This is a genomic window from Tessaracoccus zhenghani (genome assembly GCF_055326325.1).
In genome coordinates this window covers 338,032-355,486 of the sequence record NZ_JBUZNQ010000003.1, presented here as the reverse complement: position 1 = coordinate 355,486, position 17,455 = coordinate 338,032, and the positions used below count along the sequence as shown (strand labels likewise).

The 17,455-nt window shown below is 68.9% G+C and carries 17 protein-coding genes; 16 read left to right on the top strand and 1 reads right to left on the bottom strand.

All coding sequences use genetic code 11. The features are described 5' to 3' along the window. The first annotated feature begins 62 nt into the window (after positions 1-62). The 16 genes from ACZK4S_RS08820 (at position 63) to rpe (ending at position 16,559) form a co-directional block, all read left to right on the top strand. Positions 63-701, top strand: coding sequence for a hypothetical protein (locus ACZK4S_RS08820; RefSeq protein WP_076058954.1), 639 nt, complete (start codon positions 63-65; stop codon positions 699-701). Next, positions 698-1,636 carry a hypothetical protein gene (locus ACZK4S_RS08815; protein WP_463644006.1) on the top strand — a complete coding sequence of 313 codons (939 nt, stop codon included), beginning with the start codon at positions 698-700 and terminating at the stop codon, positions 1,634-1,636. The genes ACZK4S_RS08820 and ACZK4S_RS08815 overlap by 4 nt, the downstream gene beginning before the upstream one ends. Before the next feature lie 104 nt (positions 1,637-1,740). Beyond that, positions 1,741-2,304, top strand: a complete 564-nt coding sequence (efp, locus tag ACZK4S_RS08810; RefSeq protein ID WP_076058949.1) for an elongation factor P — start codon at positions 1,741-1,743, stop codon at positions 2,302-2,304. After that, positions 2,305-2,733 carry a transcription antitermination factor NusB gene (gene nusB / locus ACZK4S_RS08805; RefSeq protein ID WP_076058947.1) on the top strand — a complete coding sequence of 143 codons (429 nt, stop codon included), beginning with the start codon at positions 2,305-2,307 and terminating at the stop codon, positions 2,731-2,733. A gap of 19 nt (positions 2,734-2,752) precedes the next feature. Further along, complete coding sequence (gene carA / locus ACZK4S_RS08800; protein ID WP_463644005.1) at positions 2,753-3,880, top strand: glutamine-hydrolyzing carbamoyl-phosphate synthase small subunit; 1,128 nt, start codon at positions 2,753-2,755, stop codon at positions 3,878-3,880. Further along, positions 3,880-7,182, top strand: a complete 3,303-nt coding sequence (gene carB, locus ACZK4S_RS08795; protein ID WP_463644004.1) for a carbamoyl-phosphate synthase large subunit — start codon at positions 3,880-3,882, stop codon at positions 7,180-7,182. The genes carA and carB overlap by 1 nt, the downstream gene beginning before the upstream one ends. Continuing rightward, positions 7,182-8,237 (top strand): quinone-dependent dihydroorotate dehydrogenase, encoded by a 1,056-nt coding sequence (locus ACZK4S_RS08790; protein WP_463644003.1) that lies wholly within the window; start codon positions 7,182-7,184, stop codon positions 8,235-8,237. The genes carB and ACZK4S_RS08790 overlap by 1 nt, the downstream gene beginning before the upstream one ends. Next, a complete protein-coding gene (gene pyrF, locus ACZK4S_RS08785) occupies positions 8,234-9,046 on the top strand; it encodes an orotidine-5'-phosphate decarboxylase (protein WP_076058936.1) in 813 nt (270 codons plus the stop codon). Before ACZK4S_RS08790 ends, pyrF begins: the two co-directional genes overlap by 4 nt. 110 nt (positions 9,047-9,156) lie before the next feature. Beyond that, positions 9,157-9,468, top strand: a complete 312-nt coding sequence (mihF, locus tag ACZK4S_RS08780; RefSeq protein ID WP_076058934.1) for an integration host factor, actinobacterial type — start codon at positions 9,157-9,159, stop codon at positions 9,466-9,468. Positions 9,469-9,489: 21 nt separating this feature from the next. Then, on the top strand, positions 9,490-10,041 hold the full coding sequence (gene gmk / locus ACZK4S_RS08775) for a guanylate kinase (protein WP_209455089.1): 552 nt from the start codon (positions 9,490-9,492) through the stop codon (positions 10,039-10,041). 34 nt (positions 10,042-10,075) lie between these two features. Further along, positions 10,076-10,423 (top strand): DNA-directed RNA polymerase subunit omega, encoded by a 348-nt coding sequence (gene rpoZ / locus ACZK4S_RS08770; protein ID WP_076058931.1) that lies wholly within the window; start codon positions 10,076-10,078, stop codon positions 10,421-10,423. A gap of 84 nt (positions 10,424-10,507) precedes the next feature. Further along, on the top strand, positions 10,508-11,695 hold the full coding sequence (gene metK / locus ACZK4S_RS08765; protein ID WP_463644002.1) for a methionine adenosyltransferase: 1,188 nt from the start codon (positions 10,508-10,510) through the stop codon (positions 11,693-11,695). 1 nt (position 11,696) lies between these two features. Continuing rightward, entirely contained in the window at positions 11,697-13,631 is a 1,935-nt protein-coding gene (locus tag ACZK4S_RS08760) for a primosomal protein N' family DNA-binding protein (RefSeq protein WP_463644001.1), read from the top strand. Next, on the top strand, positions 13,628-14,539 hold the full coding sequence (gene fmt, locus ACZK4S_RS08755; RefSeq protein ID WP_463644000.1) for a methionyl-tRNA formyltransferase: 912 nt from the start codon (positions 13,628-13,630) through the stop codon (positions 14,537-14,539). Before ACZK4S_RS08760 ends, fmt begins: the two co-directional genes overlap by 4 nt. After that, positions 14,536-15,846 (top strand): RsmB/NOP family class I SAM-dependent RNA methyltransferase, encoded by a 1,311-nt coding sequence (locus ACZK4S_RS08750; protein WP_463643999.1) that lies wholly within the window; start codon positions 14,536-14,538, stop codon positions 15,844-15,846. Before fmt ends, ACZK4S_RS08750 begins: the two co-directional genes overlap by 4 nt. Positions 15,847-15,905: 59 nt before the next feature. Next, positions 15,906-16,559 (top strand): ribulose-phosphate 3-epimerase, encoded by a 654-nt coding sequence (rpe, locus tag ACZK4S_RS08745; RefSeq protein WP_463643998.1) that lies wholly within the window; start codon positions 15,906-15,908, stop codon positions 16,557-16,559. A gap of 34 nt (positions 16,560-16,593) precedes the next feature. Here the strand turns inward: rpe and ACZK4S_RS08740 are convergent, their stop codons facing one another. Beyond that, positions 16,594-17,445, bottom strand: coding sequence for a proteasome assembly chaperone family protein (locus ACZK4S_RS08740; RefSeq protein ID WP_076058919.1), 852 nt, complete (start codon positions 17,443-17,445; stop codon positions 16,594-16,596). Positions 17,446-17,455 lie beyond the last annotated feature (10 nt).

The following is a 17,455-nucleotide window of genomic DNA, read 5'->3' as shown; positions in this document are numbered from 1 at the left end:
TCGTCTCCCTCCCATCGGGTGGCCCTGGGAGGCCGCCGATCCGCTGCCGTAAGCTCTTTCACATGTCAGAGGTGTGGCAAGCGCTGGGAGCGGCCCTGCGGCTGGACAGCAGCCACCTCGCACAGGTGGGCCTCTGGGCGGCCCTCGGAGTGGCCCTGATCGCGGGCGCCTCCACGATGCTCGGCCACACCGCCATCCTGCTGCTCAACCGCATCCACGGGCTGCGCCTGGTCAGCACGCTGTTGCTGAACATCGTGTCGTTGGCCACCCTCCACATCATCCAGGCGGCCGTTACCTGGGGCGTCACCTCGCTGGGGCTGCGCCGCGCCGCGCCGCTGATGCCGCTGGTCCTCGTGGGCCTGCTGTCGGTGGCGCCACTGGCTTTCGCCTTCATCCAGGCCATGCCGCACTTCGGCATGTTCTTCGGCCGCGTCCTGCAGGGCTGGAGTTTCCTCATCCTCTGGTTCGGCCTGGCCGAGGTCTTCGACATCGGGCGCTGGTGGGCGCTGGGGTTCTCCCTCTCGGGCTGGTTCGTGATGCAACTGCTGTCGCGGCTCCTACAGCGCCCGGTCAACTGGGTGGGCTCCAGGGTCTGGACGCTCGCAACCGGCCGGCCCACCGTCGTGACCTCCCGTGACATCCTCGCCGGGATGCCTGCCATGCCGGTGCTGGACCGGACTCGGCGGGAGGCGCAGGCGTGATCAGCTGGGTCCTGGGCGGGGCGGCGCTCATGGTGGCGGCGTTCGTGCTGCTGTCGCCGCTGGAGTCGCTGCGCTGGTGGGCCGACAAGGGTCAGGCGGAGATCGCCGCCACCTTCGACCCCATGCGCCCCCCACCCCAGGCCGCCGGCATCGGGCCAACGGCGTTCGTCGTCTACCTGTCCGGGGTGGCCGTGCTGAGCGGCGACACTCTCTCGGACCGCGAGGACGCCTGGCTGGCCGCGGTCGCCGAAGAGGTGCCGGGCGCCTGCATCATCTCCGAGGTGTTCCCGTACGCCGTCGACAACCGGGGGCTGCTGCACCGGACCACGATGGGCCTGTGGAAGGTGCTCGGCTGGACCCGTGAGCACTGGCACTGGAACCCCATCCACAACCTCATCAACATCCGCAACATCGCCCAGGTGCTGGTCTCCGCAGACCCACGGTACGGACCCACGTTCAACATCGGGCTGGCGCAGGAGCTGTGGCGCGCCCTGCAGCGTCACGGATACCGGCCCGGCAGCGGCACGCCCGTCACCTTGATGGGTCTCTCGGGCGGTGTGCAGATGGCACTGGGCGCCGGGTGGTTCCTGCACGCGCTCAAGGTGCCCGTCTCGCTGATCAGCATCGGGGGCATCTTCGGCGACGACCCCGGCCTGGACAGGATGCGGCACCTCTGGCACCTCACCGGCACCCGCGACCACACCCATCATCTGGGCACCGTCGCCTTCCCCGGACGCTGGCCCACCTCGCCCCTGTCGACGTGGAACCGGGCCAAGCGGGAGGGTCGCGTCAGCTTCCACACGATCGGCCCGATGGGCCACGACGGTCCCGCGGGTTACTACGGCCGGCGTTCCCTCGACGCGCAGGGTCGCAGCCATTTCGACCTGACGCGCGACGCCGTCGTCGCCATTCTCCGCGAGGAGGCGGGTGCCTGAGGGCCCTGCGCGACACGGAGTGTGGACGGATTTTTCTGAGTTGGCGCCCGATCCCGTAGAATGCTCCGTTGGCCGCAGCCCCCGATCCACTGAGGAGAACAGACATGGTCTCGACCAACGATTTGAAGAACGGAATGGTCCTCGATCTCGATGGCCAGCTGTGGCAGGTGCAGTGGTTCCAGCACCACAAGCCCGGCAAGGGGAACACGGTCGTGCGGTCCAAGCTGAAGCACGTGCTGAGCGGCAAGATCGTCGATCGCACCTTCAACGCCGACACCAAGGTCGAGACCGCGACGGTGGACCGCTCGGAGATGCAGTACCTCTACATGGACGGCGACGACTACGTGTTCATGGACATCGCCACCTTCGACCAGCTCCACGTCCCCGCGGAGACCGTCGGCGACGCCAAGGACTACCTGCTCGAGAACACCAACGCGTTTGTGGCCACCCACGAGGGCGCTCCACTGTTCATCGAACTGCCCACCTCCGTGGAACTCATCGTCACCTACACCGAGCCGGGCCTGCAGGGCGACCGCTCCACCGGTGGCACCAAGCCCGCCACGTTGGAGACCGGCAAGCAGATCCAGGTGCCCCTCTTCATCACCAACGGTGAGAAGGTCAAGGTCGACACCCGCGACGGCTCCTACCTCGGACGCGTTTCCAGCTAGATGTCTGAGCGCCCCTCCCACTACAGCGCGCAGACCAAGGCCCGCAAAGCTGCTCTCGACATCCTCTTCATGGCGGAGCAGCGCGGCGACTCTCTGAGCGAGACCTTCACCGAGCAGCGCACGCTGTCGGGCGGCGTCGTCCGCGAACTGACGCGCGAAATCGTCTTCGGTGTGGCTGAGCACCTCGACGAGATCGACGACCGGATCTCCGCTGCCGCCTCCGCGGCGTGGCCGCTGGACCGCATGCCGTCAGTCGACCGCAACCTCGCCCGCATGGCGATCTTCGAGCTCGACTACACCGACACCCCTCCAGGCGCAGTCATCTCCGAGGCGGTCCGCCTCGCGGGAGATCTGTCCACCGATGAATCACCGGCGTTCCTCAATGGCCTATTGGCCAAGGCCGCCGGCGCGAAGCCAAACACGAACTGATCTCCGAAAGAGGTAACGCATGAGTCCCGTTCCCGCATTGTTGGTCTTGGAGGATGGGCGCGTGTTTCGTGGCCGATCTTTCGGCGCCAATGGCGAGACGTTCGGCGAGCTGGTGTTCTCCACCGGCATGTCCGGATATCAGGAGACCCTGACAGACCCCAGCTACCGCGGGCAGGTGGTGCTGGCCACCGCCCCCCACATCGGCAACACCGGGTGGAACGACGAGGATGGCGAATCCGGCCGCATCTGGGTGGCCGGTTACATCGTGCGCGACCCCGCGCCCCGTCCCTCCAACTGGCGCTCCGCCAGGAGCCTCGACGACGAACTGCGTGAGCAGGGGATCGTCGGGATCTGCGATATCGACACCCGTGCCCTCACCCGCCACATCCGTGACCGCGGCGCCATGCGCGTGGGCATCTCCACGGAGACCGACAACGTGGACGAACTGCTCGCCCGCGTGCTGGACCAGCCGATGATGGCGGGTCAGGACCTCATCGGGGACGTGACCACCCAGATGCCGTACACGGTGGAGGCCAAGGGCGACACGTTGTACTCGATCGTCGCGGTGGACCTCGGCATCAAGTCGATGACTCCCACGCAGCTGGCCGCCCGCGGCCTGGACGTGCACGTGGTGCCCGCCCACGCCACCTTCGACGAGGTGATGAGCTACGCACCGGACGGCGTGTTCTTCAGCAACGGGCCCGGCGACCCGTCGACGGCTGAAGCCCCGACGGCGCTGCTGCGCGAGGTGCTGGAGGCCAAGGTGCCGTTCTTCGGCATCTGCTTCGGCAACCAGCTCTTCGGCCGCGCGCTCGGCTTCGACACCTACAAGCTCAAGTTCGGCCACCGCGGCATCAACCAGCCGGTGGTCGACCGCACGACGGGCCGCATCGAGGTCACGTCGCACAACCACGGCTTCGCCGTCGACGCGCCCCTGGAGGGAACCGTCGACACCGAGTTCGGCCAGGTGAGCGTCAGCCACAAGTGCCTCAACGACGACGTCGTCGAGGGTCTCGAACTCCGTCGCGACGGGGACCTCGTGGCCTTCTCCGTGCAGTTCCACCCGGAGGCCGCCGCCGGCCCCCACGACGCCAACTACCTCTTCGACCGGTTCGTGTCGGTCATCTCGGCCGGAAAGGACGCCTGATGCCGCGTCGCACAGACATCTCGTCGATCCTGGTGATCGGCTCGGGCCCCATCGTGATCGGTCAGGCCTGCGAATTCGACTACTCCGGCACCCAGGCCTGCCGCGTCCTCCGCGAAGAGGGCTACCGCGTGGTCCTGGTCAACTCGAACCCGGCCACGATCATGACGGACCCGGACTTCGCGGACGCCACCTACGTCGAGCCCATCACGCCTGAGTTCGTCGAGCGGGTCATCGCGAAGGAACGCCCCGACGCGGTGCTCGCCACCCTCGGCGGCCAGACGGCGCTCAACGCCGCCGTCGCCCTGCACGACAACGGTGTGCTCGAGAAGTACGGCGTGGAGCTGATCGGCGCGTCCATCGACGCCATCCAGCGCGGTGAGGACCGCGAGCAGTTCAAGAAGATCTGCCTCGGCCTGGACATCCCCGGCGGGCCGCCGGAGGTGGCCAAGTCGCACATCTGCCACACCATGGCGGAGGTCGTCGCGGCCGCTGAGAACCTGGGGTACCCGGTCGTCGTGCGCCCGTCGTTCACCATGGGTGGCGTGGGCTCCGGCTTTGCGCACGATGAGGCAGAACTGCGCAACATCGCCGGCGCCGGCCTGGCAGCCTCGCCCTCCACGGAGGTCCTCATCGAGGAATCCATCCTCGGCTGGAAGGAGTACGAGCTGGAGGTGATGCGTGACAAGGCGGACAACGTCGTCATCATCTGCTCCATCGAGAACTTCGACCCCATGGGCGTCCACACCGGCGACTCCATCACGGTGGCGCCCGCCATGACGCTGACGGACCGCGAGTTCCAGCGCATGCGCGACGTCGCCATCGGCGTCATCCGCGCCGTCGGTGTCGACACCGGAGGCTGCAACATCCAGTTCGCCGTCAACCCGGACGACGGCCGCATGATCGTCATCGAGATGAACCCGCGGGTGTCGCGCTCGTCGGCGCTGGCCTCCAAGGCCACCGGCTTCCCGATCGCGAAGATCGCCGCCAAGGTCGCCGTGGGCTACACGCTCGACGAGATCCCCAACGACATCACGAAGGTGACTCCGGCGAGCTTCGAACCCACGCTGGACTACGTGATCGTCAAGATCCCGCGGTTCGCCTTCGAGAAGTTCCCCGCGGCGGACCCGTTCCTGACCACCCACATGAAGTCTGTGGGCGAGGCGATGGGCATCGGCCGCAACTTCACCGAGGCGCTGGGCAAGGCCCTGCGTTCCATGGAGGACCCGAAGGCCCCCTTCGAGTTCAACATGCCCATCGACGAGAGCGTCGAGGAACTTCTCGAGACCGCGTCGCGGCCGTTCGACGGCCGGCTCCAGGTGGTCATGAAGGCCCTGCGCGCCGGGGCGAGCGTCGAACAGGTCTTCGAGGCCACCAAGATCGACCCCTGGTTCCTCGACCAGCTCGAGATCCTCCTCGACGTGGCCCGCCAGGTGCGCGACACGGACCAGCTCACCCCGGAACTGCTCCGGAAGGCCAAGCGCCACGGGCTGAGCGATGCCCAGATCGCCCAGCTACGCAACCTCACCACCGACGTGGTGCGGGGCGTCCGGCACGCGCTGGGCATCCGCCCGGTGTACAAGGCGGTGGACACCTGCGCCGCGGAGTTCGAGGCCAGCACGCCGTACCTCTACTCGACCTATGACGAGGAGACGGAGGTGCCCACCCGCACCAAGGAGGCCGTGCTCATCCTGGGCTCCGGCCCCAACCGCATCGGCCAGGGCATCGAGTTCGACTACTCCTGCGTGCACGCCACCATGGCGCTGCGCGAGGCCGGGTACGAAACCGTGATGGTCAACTGCAACCCCGAGACCGTCTCCACCGACTACGACACCTCGGACCGGCTCTACTTCGAGCCGCTCACCGCGGAGGACGTGCTCGAGATCTACCACGCCGAGCTGCAGGCCGGCCCCGTCGCCGGCGTCATCTGCCAGCTGGGCGGCCAGACACCGCTGAAGCTCGCCCAGATCCTCAAGGACGCGGGCGTGCCCATCGTCGGCACCTCGCCTGAGGCCATCAACCTGGCCGAGGAACGCGGCGCCTTCGGGCGGGTGCTCGCCCGCGCTGGCCTCCCCGCGCCCAAGCACGGCATGGCCGTCACCGCGGATGAGGCCAAGGCCATCGCCGCGGAGATCGGCTACCCGGTGCTCGTGCGCCCCAGCTACGTGCTGGGTGGGCGAGGCATGCAGATCGTCTACAACGACGAAGCCCTCGAGACCTACATCGCCAAGGCCACGGAGGTGAGCGAGGACCAGCCGGTGCTCGTCGACCGCTTCCTGGACGACGCCGTGGAGATCGACGTCGACGCACTGTTCGACGGCAACGAGCTGTACATCGGCGGCGTCATGGAGCACATCGAGGAGGCCGGCATCCACTCCGGCGACTCCGCGTGCGCACTGCCACCCATCACCTTGGGCGACGCCGTCATCGAGGAGATCCGCACCTCCACGCTGGCCATCGCGCAGGGCGTGGGCGTGCTCGGCCTGCTCAACATCCAGTACGCCGTGCACAGCGACACGCTCTACGTGCTCGAGGCCAACCCGCGCGCCTCCCGCACGGTGCCGTTCGTGTCCAAGGCCACGAACACCTCACTGGCCAAGGCTGCGGCGCTGATCATGATGGGCCGCAGCATCGCAGACCTGCGCGCCAGCGGCATGCTGCGCGCCGAGGGCGACGGCTCGACGCCGCGTCCCAACGCGCCGGTCGCGGTCAAGGAGGCCGTGATGCCGTTCAACCGGTTCCGCACGACCGCCGGCGCGTTCGTCGACACGCTGCTCGGGCCGGAGATGCGCTCCACCGGTGAGGTGATGGGCCTGTCGGACAACTTCGGCACCGCCTTCGCCAAGTCGCAGGACGCCGGCGGCGGCCCGTTGCCCACCGGGGGCACGCTGTTCGTCTCCATCGCGGACCGCGACAAGCGCCACGCCATCTGGCCCATCAAGCGCCTCGTCGACCTGGGCTTCCGCGTCCTCGCCACTGCCGGCACCGCCTCGGTGCTGCGCCGCAACGGCGTGGCCGCCGAAGTGGTGCTCAAGCTCTCCGAGTTGAAGGAGGGCGAGGAGTCCAAGTCCATCGTCGAGATGATCAAGTCCGGCGAGATCGACCTGATCTTCAACACGCCGGAGGGCTCCGCGTCGGGTGCCAGCACCCGCGAGGACGGCTACCTCATCCGCACCGCCGCAGTGCTGGCCGACGTGCCGTCGATCACAACGGTGCCCGGCCTGGCCGCGGCCACGCAGGGGATCGAGGCGCTCCAGCGCGGCGAGGTGGGCGTGAGGTCGCTGCAGGAATGGGCGCAGGCCTGATGAGCGGCCTCGTCACCCGCGGGCTCCGGACGGGATACCACGGTCTCAGGGCCGGCCTGTTCCGCTCCGCCGGGGGAGACCCCGAGCGGGTGCACGAGGCCATGATCGACGTGTTGGCCAAGGTCCCGGGCGGTGCCCGGGGCCGCGTGGCAGACCCGGTGACGGTGGCGGGCATCCGCTTCCCCAACCGGGTGGGTCTGGCCGCAGGCCTCGACAAGGACGGGGTCGCGGCCCAGGCCTGGGCACGTTTCGGTTTCGGCTTCGCCGAACTCGGCACGGTCACCGCGCTGGCGCAGCCGGGCAATCCCAAGCCCCGGGTGTTCCGCGCCGTCCGGTCCGAGGGCATCGTCAACCGCATGGGCTTCAACAACAGGGGAGCGGCCGCCCTCGCCACCACGCTGCGGGCGAAGGGCATCGCACGGGGCAACTGCGCCGTCGGCATCCCGCTGGGCATCTCCATCGGCAAGTCCAAGGTGACAGCCCTGGAGGACGCGACGGCGGACTACCTCACGTCACTGCGACTGCTCGCGCCCTTCGCCGACTATGTCGCCGTCAACGTCTCCAGCCCCAACACGCCCGGCCTGCGCAGCCTGCAGGCCGCGCACCAGCTGGCAGAACTGCTGGGTGCGCTCACAGACGAGGCTGCGAGTCTCAACCGCCACCGGCCCGTGCCGGTGTTCGTGAAGCTGGCCCCAGATCTCGAGGGCGCAGATCTGGCGGAGACCCTCGCGGTGCTCAACCATTCGGCGGTGTCCGGCATCGTCGCCACCAACACCACGCTGTCGCGCCACGGGCTCACCCCTCCGGACCAGCATCTGGCCCGCGAGGCGGGTGGGCTGAGCGGCCGGCCGTTGACCGCGAGGGCACTGGCATTCGTCGAGCACCTGGCGGCGTCCACGCACCTGCCCCTGATGGGGGTGGGCGGCATCATGAGCCCCGCTGACGGCAGTCGGATGTTCGACGCGGGCGCGGCGCTGCTACAGCTCTACACCGGATTCATCTATGAGGGCCCTGCGCTGGTGCGCGGGATCCAGGAATACAGGAAGGCGTCATGACCTACGCCGAGAAACTGACCGCCGCCACAGCTTCGCGTGGTCGCCTGTGCGTCGGCATCGACCCGATGCCGTCCGTGCTGGCGGCCTGGGGCCTGCCCCACAGCGTCGACGGGCTCGAACGCTGCGCCCGGGGCATCGTCGAGGGGATCGGCGACATCGTGGCCGTCTTCAAGCCGCAGTCCGCCTTCTTCGAGGCCTTCGGCTCCAAGGGCGTCGCCGTCCTGGAGCGGGTGCTCGAGGATATCAGCGAAGCCGGCGCGCTGAGCATCCTCGACGTCAAGCGCGGCGACATCGGCTCCTCGATGGGCGGCTACGCCACCGCGTTCCTGGGCGACGACGCACCCACCCGCGCAGACGCCATCACTCTGTCGCCGTACCTCGGGGTCGGCTCGCTGCAGCCGGCGATCGACGCGGCGGTGGCCGGTGGCCAGGGCCTCTACGTGCTGGCCCGCACGTCCAACCCTGAGGGTGCGGCGGTGCAGCTGGCCACCACCGGGGGCGTCACCGTCGCCCAACACGTGGTGGACACCATCGCGGCGCTCAACCCCTCCGCGGATCACGCTGTGGGTCTCGTGGTGGGCGGCACGCACGGCGACTCCGGGTGCGATCTGAGCAACTTCAACGCGTCCATCCTCGTGCCGGGTCTCGGCGCCCAGGGCGGTACCGTCGCGGGAATAGCGGAATTGTTCGGGCAAAGCCTGAAGCACGTGTTGCCCACCACGAGCCGGGGAGTGATCGGTTCGGGGCACGACAAGCTACGGGAGAAGACCACCACGCTGCAGTCGGAGATTGCGTCCCTGCTGAACTGATGGCAAAAACCACCCCTAGGGCTGAACTTTTGGGGCCAGAGGCGGTATCTTTTGGGGAGCACCTGTTCACCGTTGCCGGTGCTGTCTATGAAGGATTGAAGGGAACCCCGATGGCAATTCCTCAGTTGAGCAGCGCGCAGCTTGAAGCGGCCAGGGCGGCTGCCACAGAGGCACGTCGAGCCCGCGCGAACCTCAAGGAGCAGGTCAAGAACGGCGACCTCTCCTTCACCGATGCACTGAACAAGGCGGTCGACGACGAGACCCTGTCGCGCATCAAGGTGGTGGATCTGTTGCGCTCCATGCCACGCGTGGGTGTGACCCGGGCCGGCGAGATCATGGAGAACCTCCAGATCGCCCCCAACCGTCGCATCCGCGGGCTGGGCCGCCACCAGGTGGTCCGCCTCACTGAACTCTTCAAGTGAGGCGGCGGTAAGCTCAGGCGGGTGACTTCTTCTCCCGTGTGGGTGATCTCCGGCCCGAGCGCCGTTGGCAAGGGCACCGTCTGCGCAAAGCTGCGGTCGCTCCACCCAGAACCTTTCTATTCCGTGTCCATGACCACCCGCGCAGCGCGTCCCGGTGAGGTGGAGGGCAAGAGCTATCACTTCGTCAGCATCGACGAGTTCAGGGACCTGATCGCGCAGGGGGAGTTGCTGGAATGGGCCGAGGTCCACGGCAACTACTACGGGACCCCCCGTCAGCCCGTGCTCGCCTCCGTCGCGGCCGGACGCCCCGTGATCCTGGAGATCGACCTGCAGGGTGCGCGTCAGGTGAAGCAGAACCTGCCGGAAGCCCGGCTGATCTTCCTCAGCCCTCCGTCGTGGGAGGAGCTGGTGAGCCGGCTCCGGGGCCGCGGCACGGAGAACGAGGAGACGATGGCCCGCCGCCTGGACACGGCGAAGATCGAACTGGCGCAGGTCGACGAGGCCGATCACGTGATCGTCAATGTCACGCTCGATGAAACGGTCGCCGCTTTGGTAAGCTTAATGAGCTTGTGACCTGTCTCTGTGATCACAACGTGAAAGGATCACCTTGAACACCGTGCCCGAAGGCATCACCAACCCGCCGATCGACGACCTGCTGAAGAACGTCGACTCGAAGTACCGGCTTGTGCTGTTCGCGTCGAAGCGCGCTCGGCAGATCAACGCCTACTTCTCGCAGCTGGGCGAGGGCCTGCTCGAGAACGTCGGCCCGCTGGTCTCCGCTGCTCCTGAGGAGAAGCCGCTGTCCATCGCGCTGCGCGAGATGAGCGAAGGCCTCCTGCAGTACACCCAGATCGATCCCGAGGCCGAAGAGGCAGCTGCTGCCGCCGCCGCGGCTGCGGATCCCGCGTTCTCCTTCGTTGATCCCTTCGCGGACACCGAAGTCGCGTCTTCCTGACGCACCCAAGGGGGCGGCTTATCGCCGCCACAACAACCCCTTCTTCCACTATGCGGCTTGTTGCCGCGCTAGGAGTGCTCTGCCGTGAGCCGTCTGTTCACCTCGGAATCGGTCACCGAAGGCCATCCGGACAAGATCGCTGATTCCATCTCCGACGCCGTGCTCGACGGCCTCCTCGCCCAGGACAAGGAGTCGCGGGTCGCTGTCGAGACCCTCGTGACCACCGGCCTGGTGGTGGTGGCCGGTGAGGTTTCCACCTCCGGCTACGTCGATGTCGCCAACCTCGCCCGCAAGCGCATCCTCGAGATCGGCTACGACTCGTCCAGCAAGGGCTTCGACGGCGCGTCCTGTGGCGTGACCGTCGCCATCGGCGCCCAGTCCCCGGACATCGCCCAGGGCGTCGACGACGCCTATGAGCGACGGGTCGACGCGGACGGCGACATCGCCAGCGCCCAGGGCGCCGGTGACCAGGGGCTCATGTTCGGATTCGCCTGCAACGAGACCGAGGCGCTCATGCCGCTGCCGGTGGACCTGGCGCACCGGTTGGCCGAGCAGCTGACGGCGGTCCGCAAGGACGGCACGCTCGAGTACCTCCGCCCGGACGGCAAGACGCAGGTCACCGTCCGCTACGGCGACGACGGGCGTCCCGAGGGCATCGACACCGTCGTGGTGAGCACGCAGCACAGCACAGAGGTCACGCAGCCGCACATCCACAAGGACCTGCGCCGCGAAGTGATCGGCCCCGTCCTGGAGCGCTACGGCTTCGGCATGCCTGAGCGGGTGTTCATCAACCCCACCGGCAAGTTCGTCATCGGCGGCCCCATGGGCGACGCGGGTGTCACCGGCCGCAAGATCATCGTCGACACCTACGGCGGCATGGCCCGCCACGGCGGCGGCGCGTTCTCCGGCAAGGACCCCTCGAAGGTGGACCGCTCCGCGGCGTACGCCACACGGTGGGTCGCCAAGAATGTGGTTGCTGCCGGCCTGGCTGAGCGCTGTGAGGTGCAGGTGGCCTACGCCATCGGCAAGGCGCACCCCGTGGGCTTCTATCTGGACACCTTCGGCACCAACGCGGTGCCTGAGGAGCAGATCCGCAATGCGGTGCTGGCCACGTTCGACCTGCGGCCCGGAGCCATCATCCGCGACCTCGACCTGCTGCGGCCCATCTATTCGGACGTGACGGTCTACGGCCACTTCGGCCGCAACATCCCGTCGGCCACCTGGGAGCGCACAGACCGGGTCGACGCACTGGCGGCTGCTGTCAAGGGATGACGTGACGGGCCGGGTGGCGCGGGTCGCCGTCGACATGGCTCTGGCCCACCTGGACCGGCTGTTCGATTACGAGATTCCAGACCAACTGGTCGAGGTGGCCACCGTCGGCGCCCGGGTGAAGGTGCCATTCGCCGGAACCCAGCGCGACGGGTGGCTCATCGAGATCGCCGACACCTCTGAGGTCGCCTCGCTCGCGCGCCTCAGCAAGGTCGTCTCCTCGGAACCCATCGCCACCCCTGAGGTGTACGGACTGATCCGGGGAGTGGCAGACCACTACGCGGGGGTCTGGTCTGATGTCGCCCGGCTGGCCATTGCGCCCCGGCACGCCGCCACAGAGAAGGCCCCGCAACGCGAATGGCCGGACCCCAAACCCCTGCAGCGGGCCTCGGTGCTGCCGTCGTACCCTGCCGGTCAGTCGTTGCTCGACGCCCTGGGGGAGGGCCGCTCGCCCCGCCTGGTGTGGCAGGCGGCCGCCGTCCATGGGGGAGCGGGCGACCTGCTCGGCGGGGTGATCGAGGCCGTGGACGCCACGCTGCGTTCCGGCCGCTCCGCCGTCGTCGTCTTCCCCACGGTGCGCGAGCTCACCCCTGCCGTGGCCCGGTTCCGGGCCGTGTTCGGGCACGGTGCCGTGGGCGCGCTGGCCTCGGAGGCCGGCCGCTCGGCCCGGTACCGCGCCTATCTCGCCGCCGCGCGTGGGCAGGCTCGCATCATGCTGGGCACTCGCAGCGCCGTCTTCGCGCCGCTGCAGGATCTGGGCCTGGTGGTCGTCGTCGACGACGGCCATGACGCCCATGAGGAACTCCGCGCCCCGTACCCCCATGCCCGCGCGGTGGCCATCCTGCGGTCGGCGCGCCAGAACGCGGCCCTCATGCTGGCGGGGTACTCGCGCAGCGTGGACGCGCAGGCGCTCGTCGAGCGCGGCTGGCTGGCCGAACTCAGCCTCACCCCCACCGAGGCCCGGCGGATCGTCGCGCCGGTGCGGGCCGTCGGGGAGGTCGAGCGCGAGCACGATCCCACCGCGGCGCGCCTACGCATCCCTTCGTTGGCCTTCCGCTTCCTCCGCGACCACCTGCCGCAGGGCCCCGTGCTCGTGCAGGTGCCGATGACCGGCCACTCGGCGTCCCTCGCGTGCCAGCGGTGCGGCAACCGTGCCGTGTGCGCGAAGTGCAGCGGCCCCATGCGGGCCCGTCGCCGGGATGAGCCCGAATGCTCGCTGTGTGGATTCAAGCCCACGCGGTGGACGTGCCCGCACTGCCACACGTCGCGCCTCCGCACGCCGCTGGCCGGTGCCGCGCGCACCGCGGAGGAGTTGGCGCGCGCCTTCCCCGGGGCCCTCGCCGTCAACAGCTCGGCCAAGAACATCCGCGACGAGATCCCCGACGAACCCGCCATCGTGGTTGCCACGCCCGGCGCCGAGCCCAGCGCCCCGTCGGGCTATGCGGGCGTGCTGATCCTCGACACCGAGGTCACGCTGTCCCGGATCAGCCTCCGGGCTGCGGAGGAGGCCCTGCGCCGGTGGTCCAACGCCGCGGCGCTGGCGCGCCGTCCCCTCGACGGGGGTTCCGTCCTGCTGGTCGGCTCAGCGACCCATCCCACGGTGCAGGCCATGCTGCGGGCCGATCTCGCCGGGTTCGCCACCAGGGAGCTCGCCGACAGGGCCGAGGCCGGGCTGACCCCGGCCGTCAAGATGGCGCGGATCGTGGGCGACGCGGATGCGGTGCGTGAGTTCCTCGACAACGACGATTGGGCGGGTGTGGATATCCTCGGCCCCACAGAGGTGGGCCCTGAACGCTGGGCTGCGCTGCTGCGCACCCCCGTCCAGGACGCCCGCGAACTGACACGGCGGGTCAAGAGCGCCGCCGCCATCCGCTCCGCCCGCAAGGAAAAGGGCCAGCTCAGTATTCACGTCGATCCCGAATCCCTGGAGGACAGATGAGGCTCGTGTTCGCCGGCACCCCCGAGGTCGCCGTTCCCTCGCTCAACGCCCTGGTCGCGTCGCAGCACGAGGTGGTGGCCGTCGTCACCCGGCCGGATGCCCCTGCGGGCCGTGGCCGCAGACTGACGCCGTCGCCGGTGGCCGTGCGGGCGGAGGAACTGGGGATCGAGGTGCTGAAGCCGGCGCATCCCCGCGATGCGGATTTCCAGGCCCGCCTGCGGGAACTCGCCGTCGACGTGTGCCCGGTGGTGGCCTACGGCGCACTCCTGCCGCAGTCCGCGCTCGACATCCCGGCCCACGGTTGGGTCAACCTGCACTTCTCCCTGTTGCCCAGGTGGCGCGGGGCGGCGCCGGTCCAACGCGCGATCATGGCGGGCGACGAGGAGATCGGAACCGCGTGTTTCCAGATCGTGCGGGAACTGGATGCGGGCGACGTGTACCTGATGGAATCGCGTCCCATGCCCGACGCCACCGCGGGTGAGCTCCTGATGGCGCTCGCGGAGAGCGGCGCGGACCAGCTCGTCCGGGCCATCGACATGGTGGCGGCAGGCGAGCGGCCCACGCCGCAGCCCACCGAGGGGCTCACCGTCGCGGCCAAGATCACCGTCGACGAGGCCCGCATCGTCTGGGCGCGGCCCGCGAAGGAACTGAGGAACCTCATCATGGGGTGCTCGCCGGACCCGGGAGCCTGGTGCGAACTCGACGGGCAGCGGTTCAAGATCTACCGGGCGTCGGTCGCCGAAGACCATGGCCTGGCGCCGGGCGAACTCGAAGCAACCAAGCGGCAGGTCTTCGTCGGCACCGGGGAGGGCACGCTCGAACTCCTCGAGGTGCAGGCCCCCGGGAAACGACGGATGCCCGCCATCGACTGGGCCCGCTCCGGCGCGGCAGGGAAGGCTCTGACATGAACCCCCGCAAGGTGGCATTCGACGTGCTGCGGCAGATCACCGGCGAGGACGCCTACGCCAACCTGGCGCTGGCCAAGCGGTTGGCCACGGCCGGGCTGGAGACCCGCGATGCCGGTCTCGTCACGGAACTCGTCTCGGGCACGTGCCGGTTGATGGGCACCTACGACCGCGTCATCGAGGCCGCCGCCGGGCGGGCGCTGAACACGCTCCAGCCCGCCGTCGTCGACGTGCTGCGGCTCGGCGCCCACCAGCTGCTGGGCATGAAGATGAAGAAGTACGCGGCGGTCACCTCGACGGTCGACCTGGCCCGCGCCACCGTCGGCCAGCGGGTCACGGGGCTCGTGAACGCGATCATGCGCAAGATCTCGGCCAAGGACCTGGACGGGTGGCTCGACCAGCTGTCCAAGAAGGCCGCTCCCCTCGATGAACTCGCCATCCGCGGCCACCACCCACGGTGGATCGTCGACGCCTACGCCGATCTGCTCACTCCAGATGAGCTGCCCCGGGCGCTCGCAGCGAACAACGAAGCGCCGCATCCCACCCTCGTGGTGCGTCCCGGGCTGGCCACGATCGACGACCTGTCCGGCGCCTCGCCCACGCGGTTCTCGCCCTTCGGCGCGACCACTGAGGGCGCCCCGGCCGAGCAGGCGGCGGTGCGCCAGGGCCGCGTCGGCGTACAGGATGAGGGCTCCCAGCTCGTTGCCTGGGCGTTGGCCCGCACGGAGGCGCCGGCAGGCCCCTGGCTGGACATGTGCGCCGGCCCCGGCGGGAAAGCCGCGCTGCTGGCCGGCCTGGCACGGGAGGAGGGCACCTGGTTGGTCGCGTCGGAGTCGCAGGAGCACCGCGCGCGGCTGGTGCAGCAGGCCCTGTCCGCCTACCCCGACGGCGCAGTGACGATCACCGCCGACGGCACCCGCCCCGCCTGGGGTCGCCAGTTCTCGAAGGTCATGGTGGACGTGCCGTGCAGCGGGTTGGGTGCGTTGCGTCGTCGCCCGGAATCACGGTGGCGCCGCCGCCCGGAGGACGTCACGTCGCTGGGCGGCCTGCAGCGCGACCTGCTCCGCCAGGCCGTCGCGTCGACGGTGCCCGGGGGAGTGGTGGCCTACGTGACGTGCTCGCCGCACCGCGCGGAGACGGTCGAGGTGGTCGACGACGTGCTTGCTGAGCACCCCGAGGTCGCCCGGCTGCACGCTGCGGACGCGCTGCCCGACGTGCCTGAGAGCGCGCTGGGAGACGATGTGCAGTTGTGGCCTCAGCGCCATGGCACAGACGCGATGTACCTCGCGCTGCTGCGCGTGGGTTCCTGACCGGTCCGCTGCCGACCTCCCGCCGAGATCGCTCTTCCGCCACTCGATAGGGTGCTGTCATGCGTATCACCCCGAGCATTCTCAACGCCGATTTTGCCAACCTCGCCACGGAGATCGGGCGGATCGGCAGCGCCGACGCCATCCATGTCGACGTGATGGACAACCATTTCGTGCCGAACCTGAGCATCGGGCTGCCCGTGGTGGAGTCCATCCGCAGGACCACGGACAAGATGCTCGACATCCACCTGATGATCCAGGACCCGGATCGTTGGGCTCCTGCCTACGCCGAGGCCGGTGCGGAGTCAGTGACCTTCCACGTGGAGGCCGCCCACGCACCCATCCGGCTGGCCCGCGAGCTGCGCCGGCTGGGTGCCCGCGCCTCCATCGGCCTGAAGCCGGCCACCCCCATCGACTCGTACGCGGACATGCTCGACGAGGTCGACATGGTGCTCCTGATGACCGTCGAGCCGGGCTTCGGCGGCCAGAAGTTCCTGGACCTGGTGCTGCCGAAGGTGCGCCGCACCCGCGAGCTGCTGGGGGACCGTCCCATTTGGATCCAGGTCGACGGTGGCGTGAGCGCGGAGACGATCGAGCGCTGCGCGGAGGCCGGCGCCGACACCTTCGTGGCGGGGTCTGCTGTCTACAACGCGGCCGACCCCGACGCGATGGTCAACCAGCTGCGCAACCTCGCCGCGGGGGCCTGCCAGCACTAGGCACTGAAATCCGCAGGATCCTCAGCGCCAGGGGTCAGTTGCCGTTCGGCTGGTCGTCGCCCTGACGGCGGCGCAGGAACTTCTCCAACTCCGCCGCGATCGTGTCGCCCGTGGCGCCCTCCACCTCTTCGGTGTCGCGGGCCTCCTCGAGCTGGCCGATGTACTCAGCGATGTCCGGGTCCTGCGCGCTCAACTGGTCCACCGCCAGCGTCCACTTATCCGCCTCGGCGGGGAGTTCCGCGTGCTGGATCTTGACGTGCAGGATCCCCTCCAGCTCCGTGAGCAACGCGTCCTGCGCCTTCGGGTTGGGCGGCGACGACACGTAGTGCGGGACGGACACCCACAGCGAAGCCGCTGGGATCCGCTCGTGCAACATCAACTGCCCGGCCACGCCGATCATGCCCGTTGGTCCGGTGTAGTCGTTGGCGTCCATGTTGTACTTCCGCTCAACCGCGGGATCACTGGTGTAGACCCCCACGGGAAGCGGACGCGTGTGCGGCGTGTCGCTCAGCATGGCGCCGAGGAAGACGACGATCTCCGGGTCGATCTTCTTGATCCGGTCCACCAGGTCCATGGAGAACTGCCGCCACAGGAGGTTCGGTTCCGGGCCCAGGACGACGATGATGTCGCGGTCCGGGTGATGCACGGCGCGCAACCGGAGCGCAGGCCACTCCACCCAGGCGCCGTCCGCGGTGCGGTGCAGCATGGGCCGCGTCTGCTGGTAATCCCAGTAGCGCTCGTCGTCGATGATGCCCGCGTCAGTGCCGGGATAGGAGTCCATCAGATGGCGCAGCAGATCGCTGGCCGCATTACCGGCGTCGTTCCAACCGGAGAACCCGATCACCACTGCGGGGTCTCGGAGACCGTCCAAAGGCGCGAACTGCATTCGTCCAGCC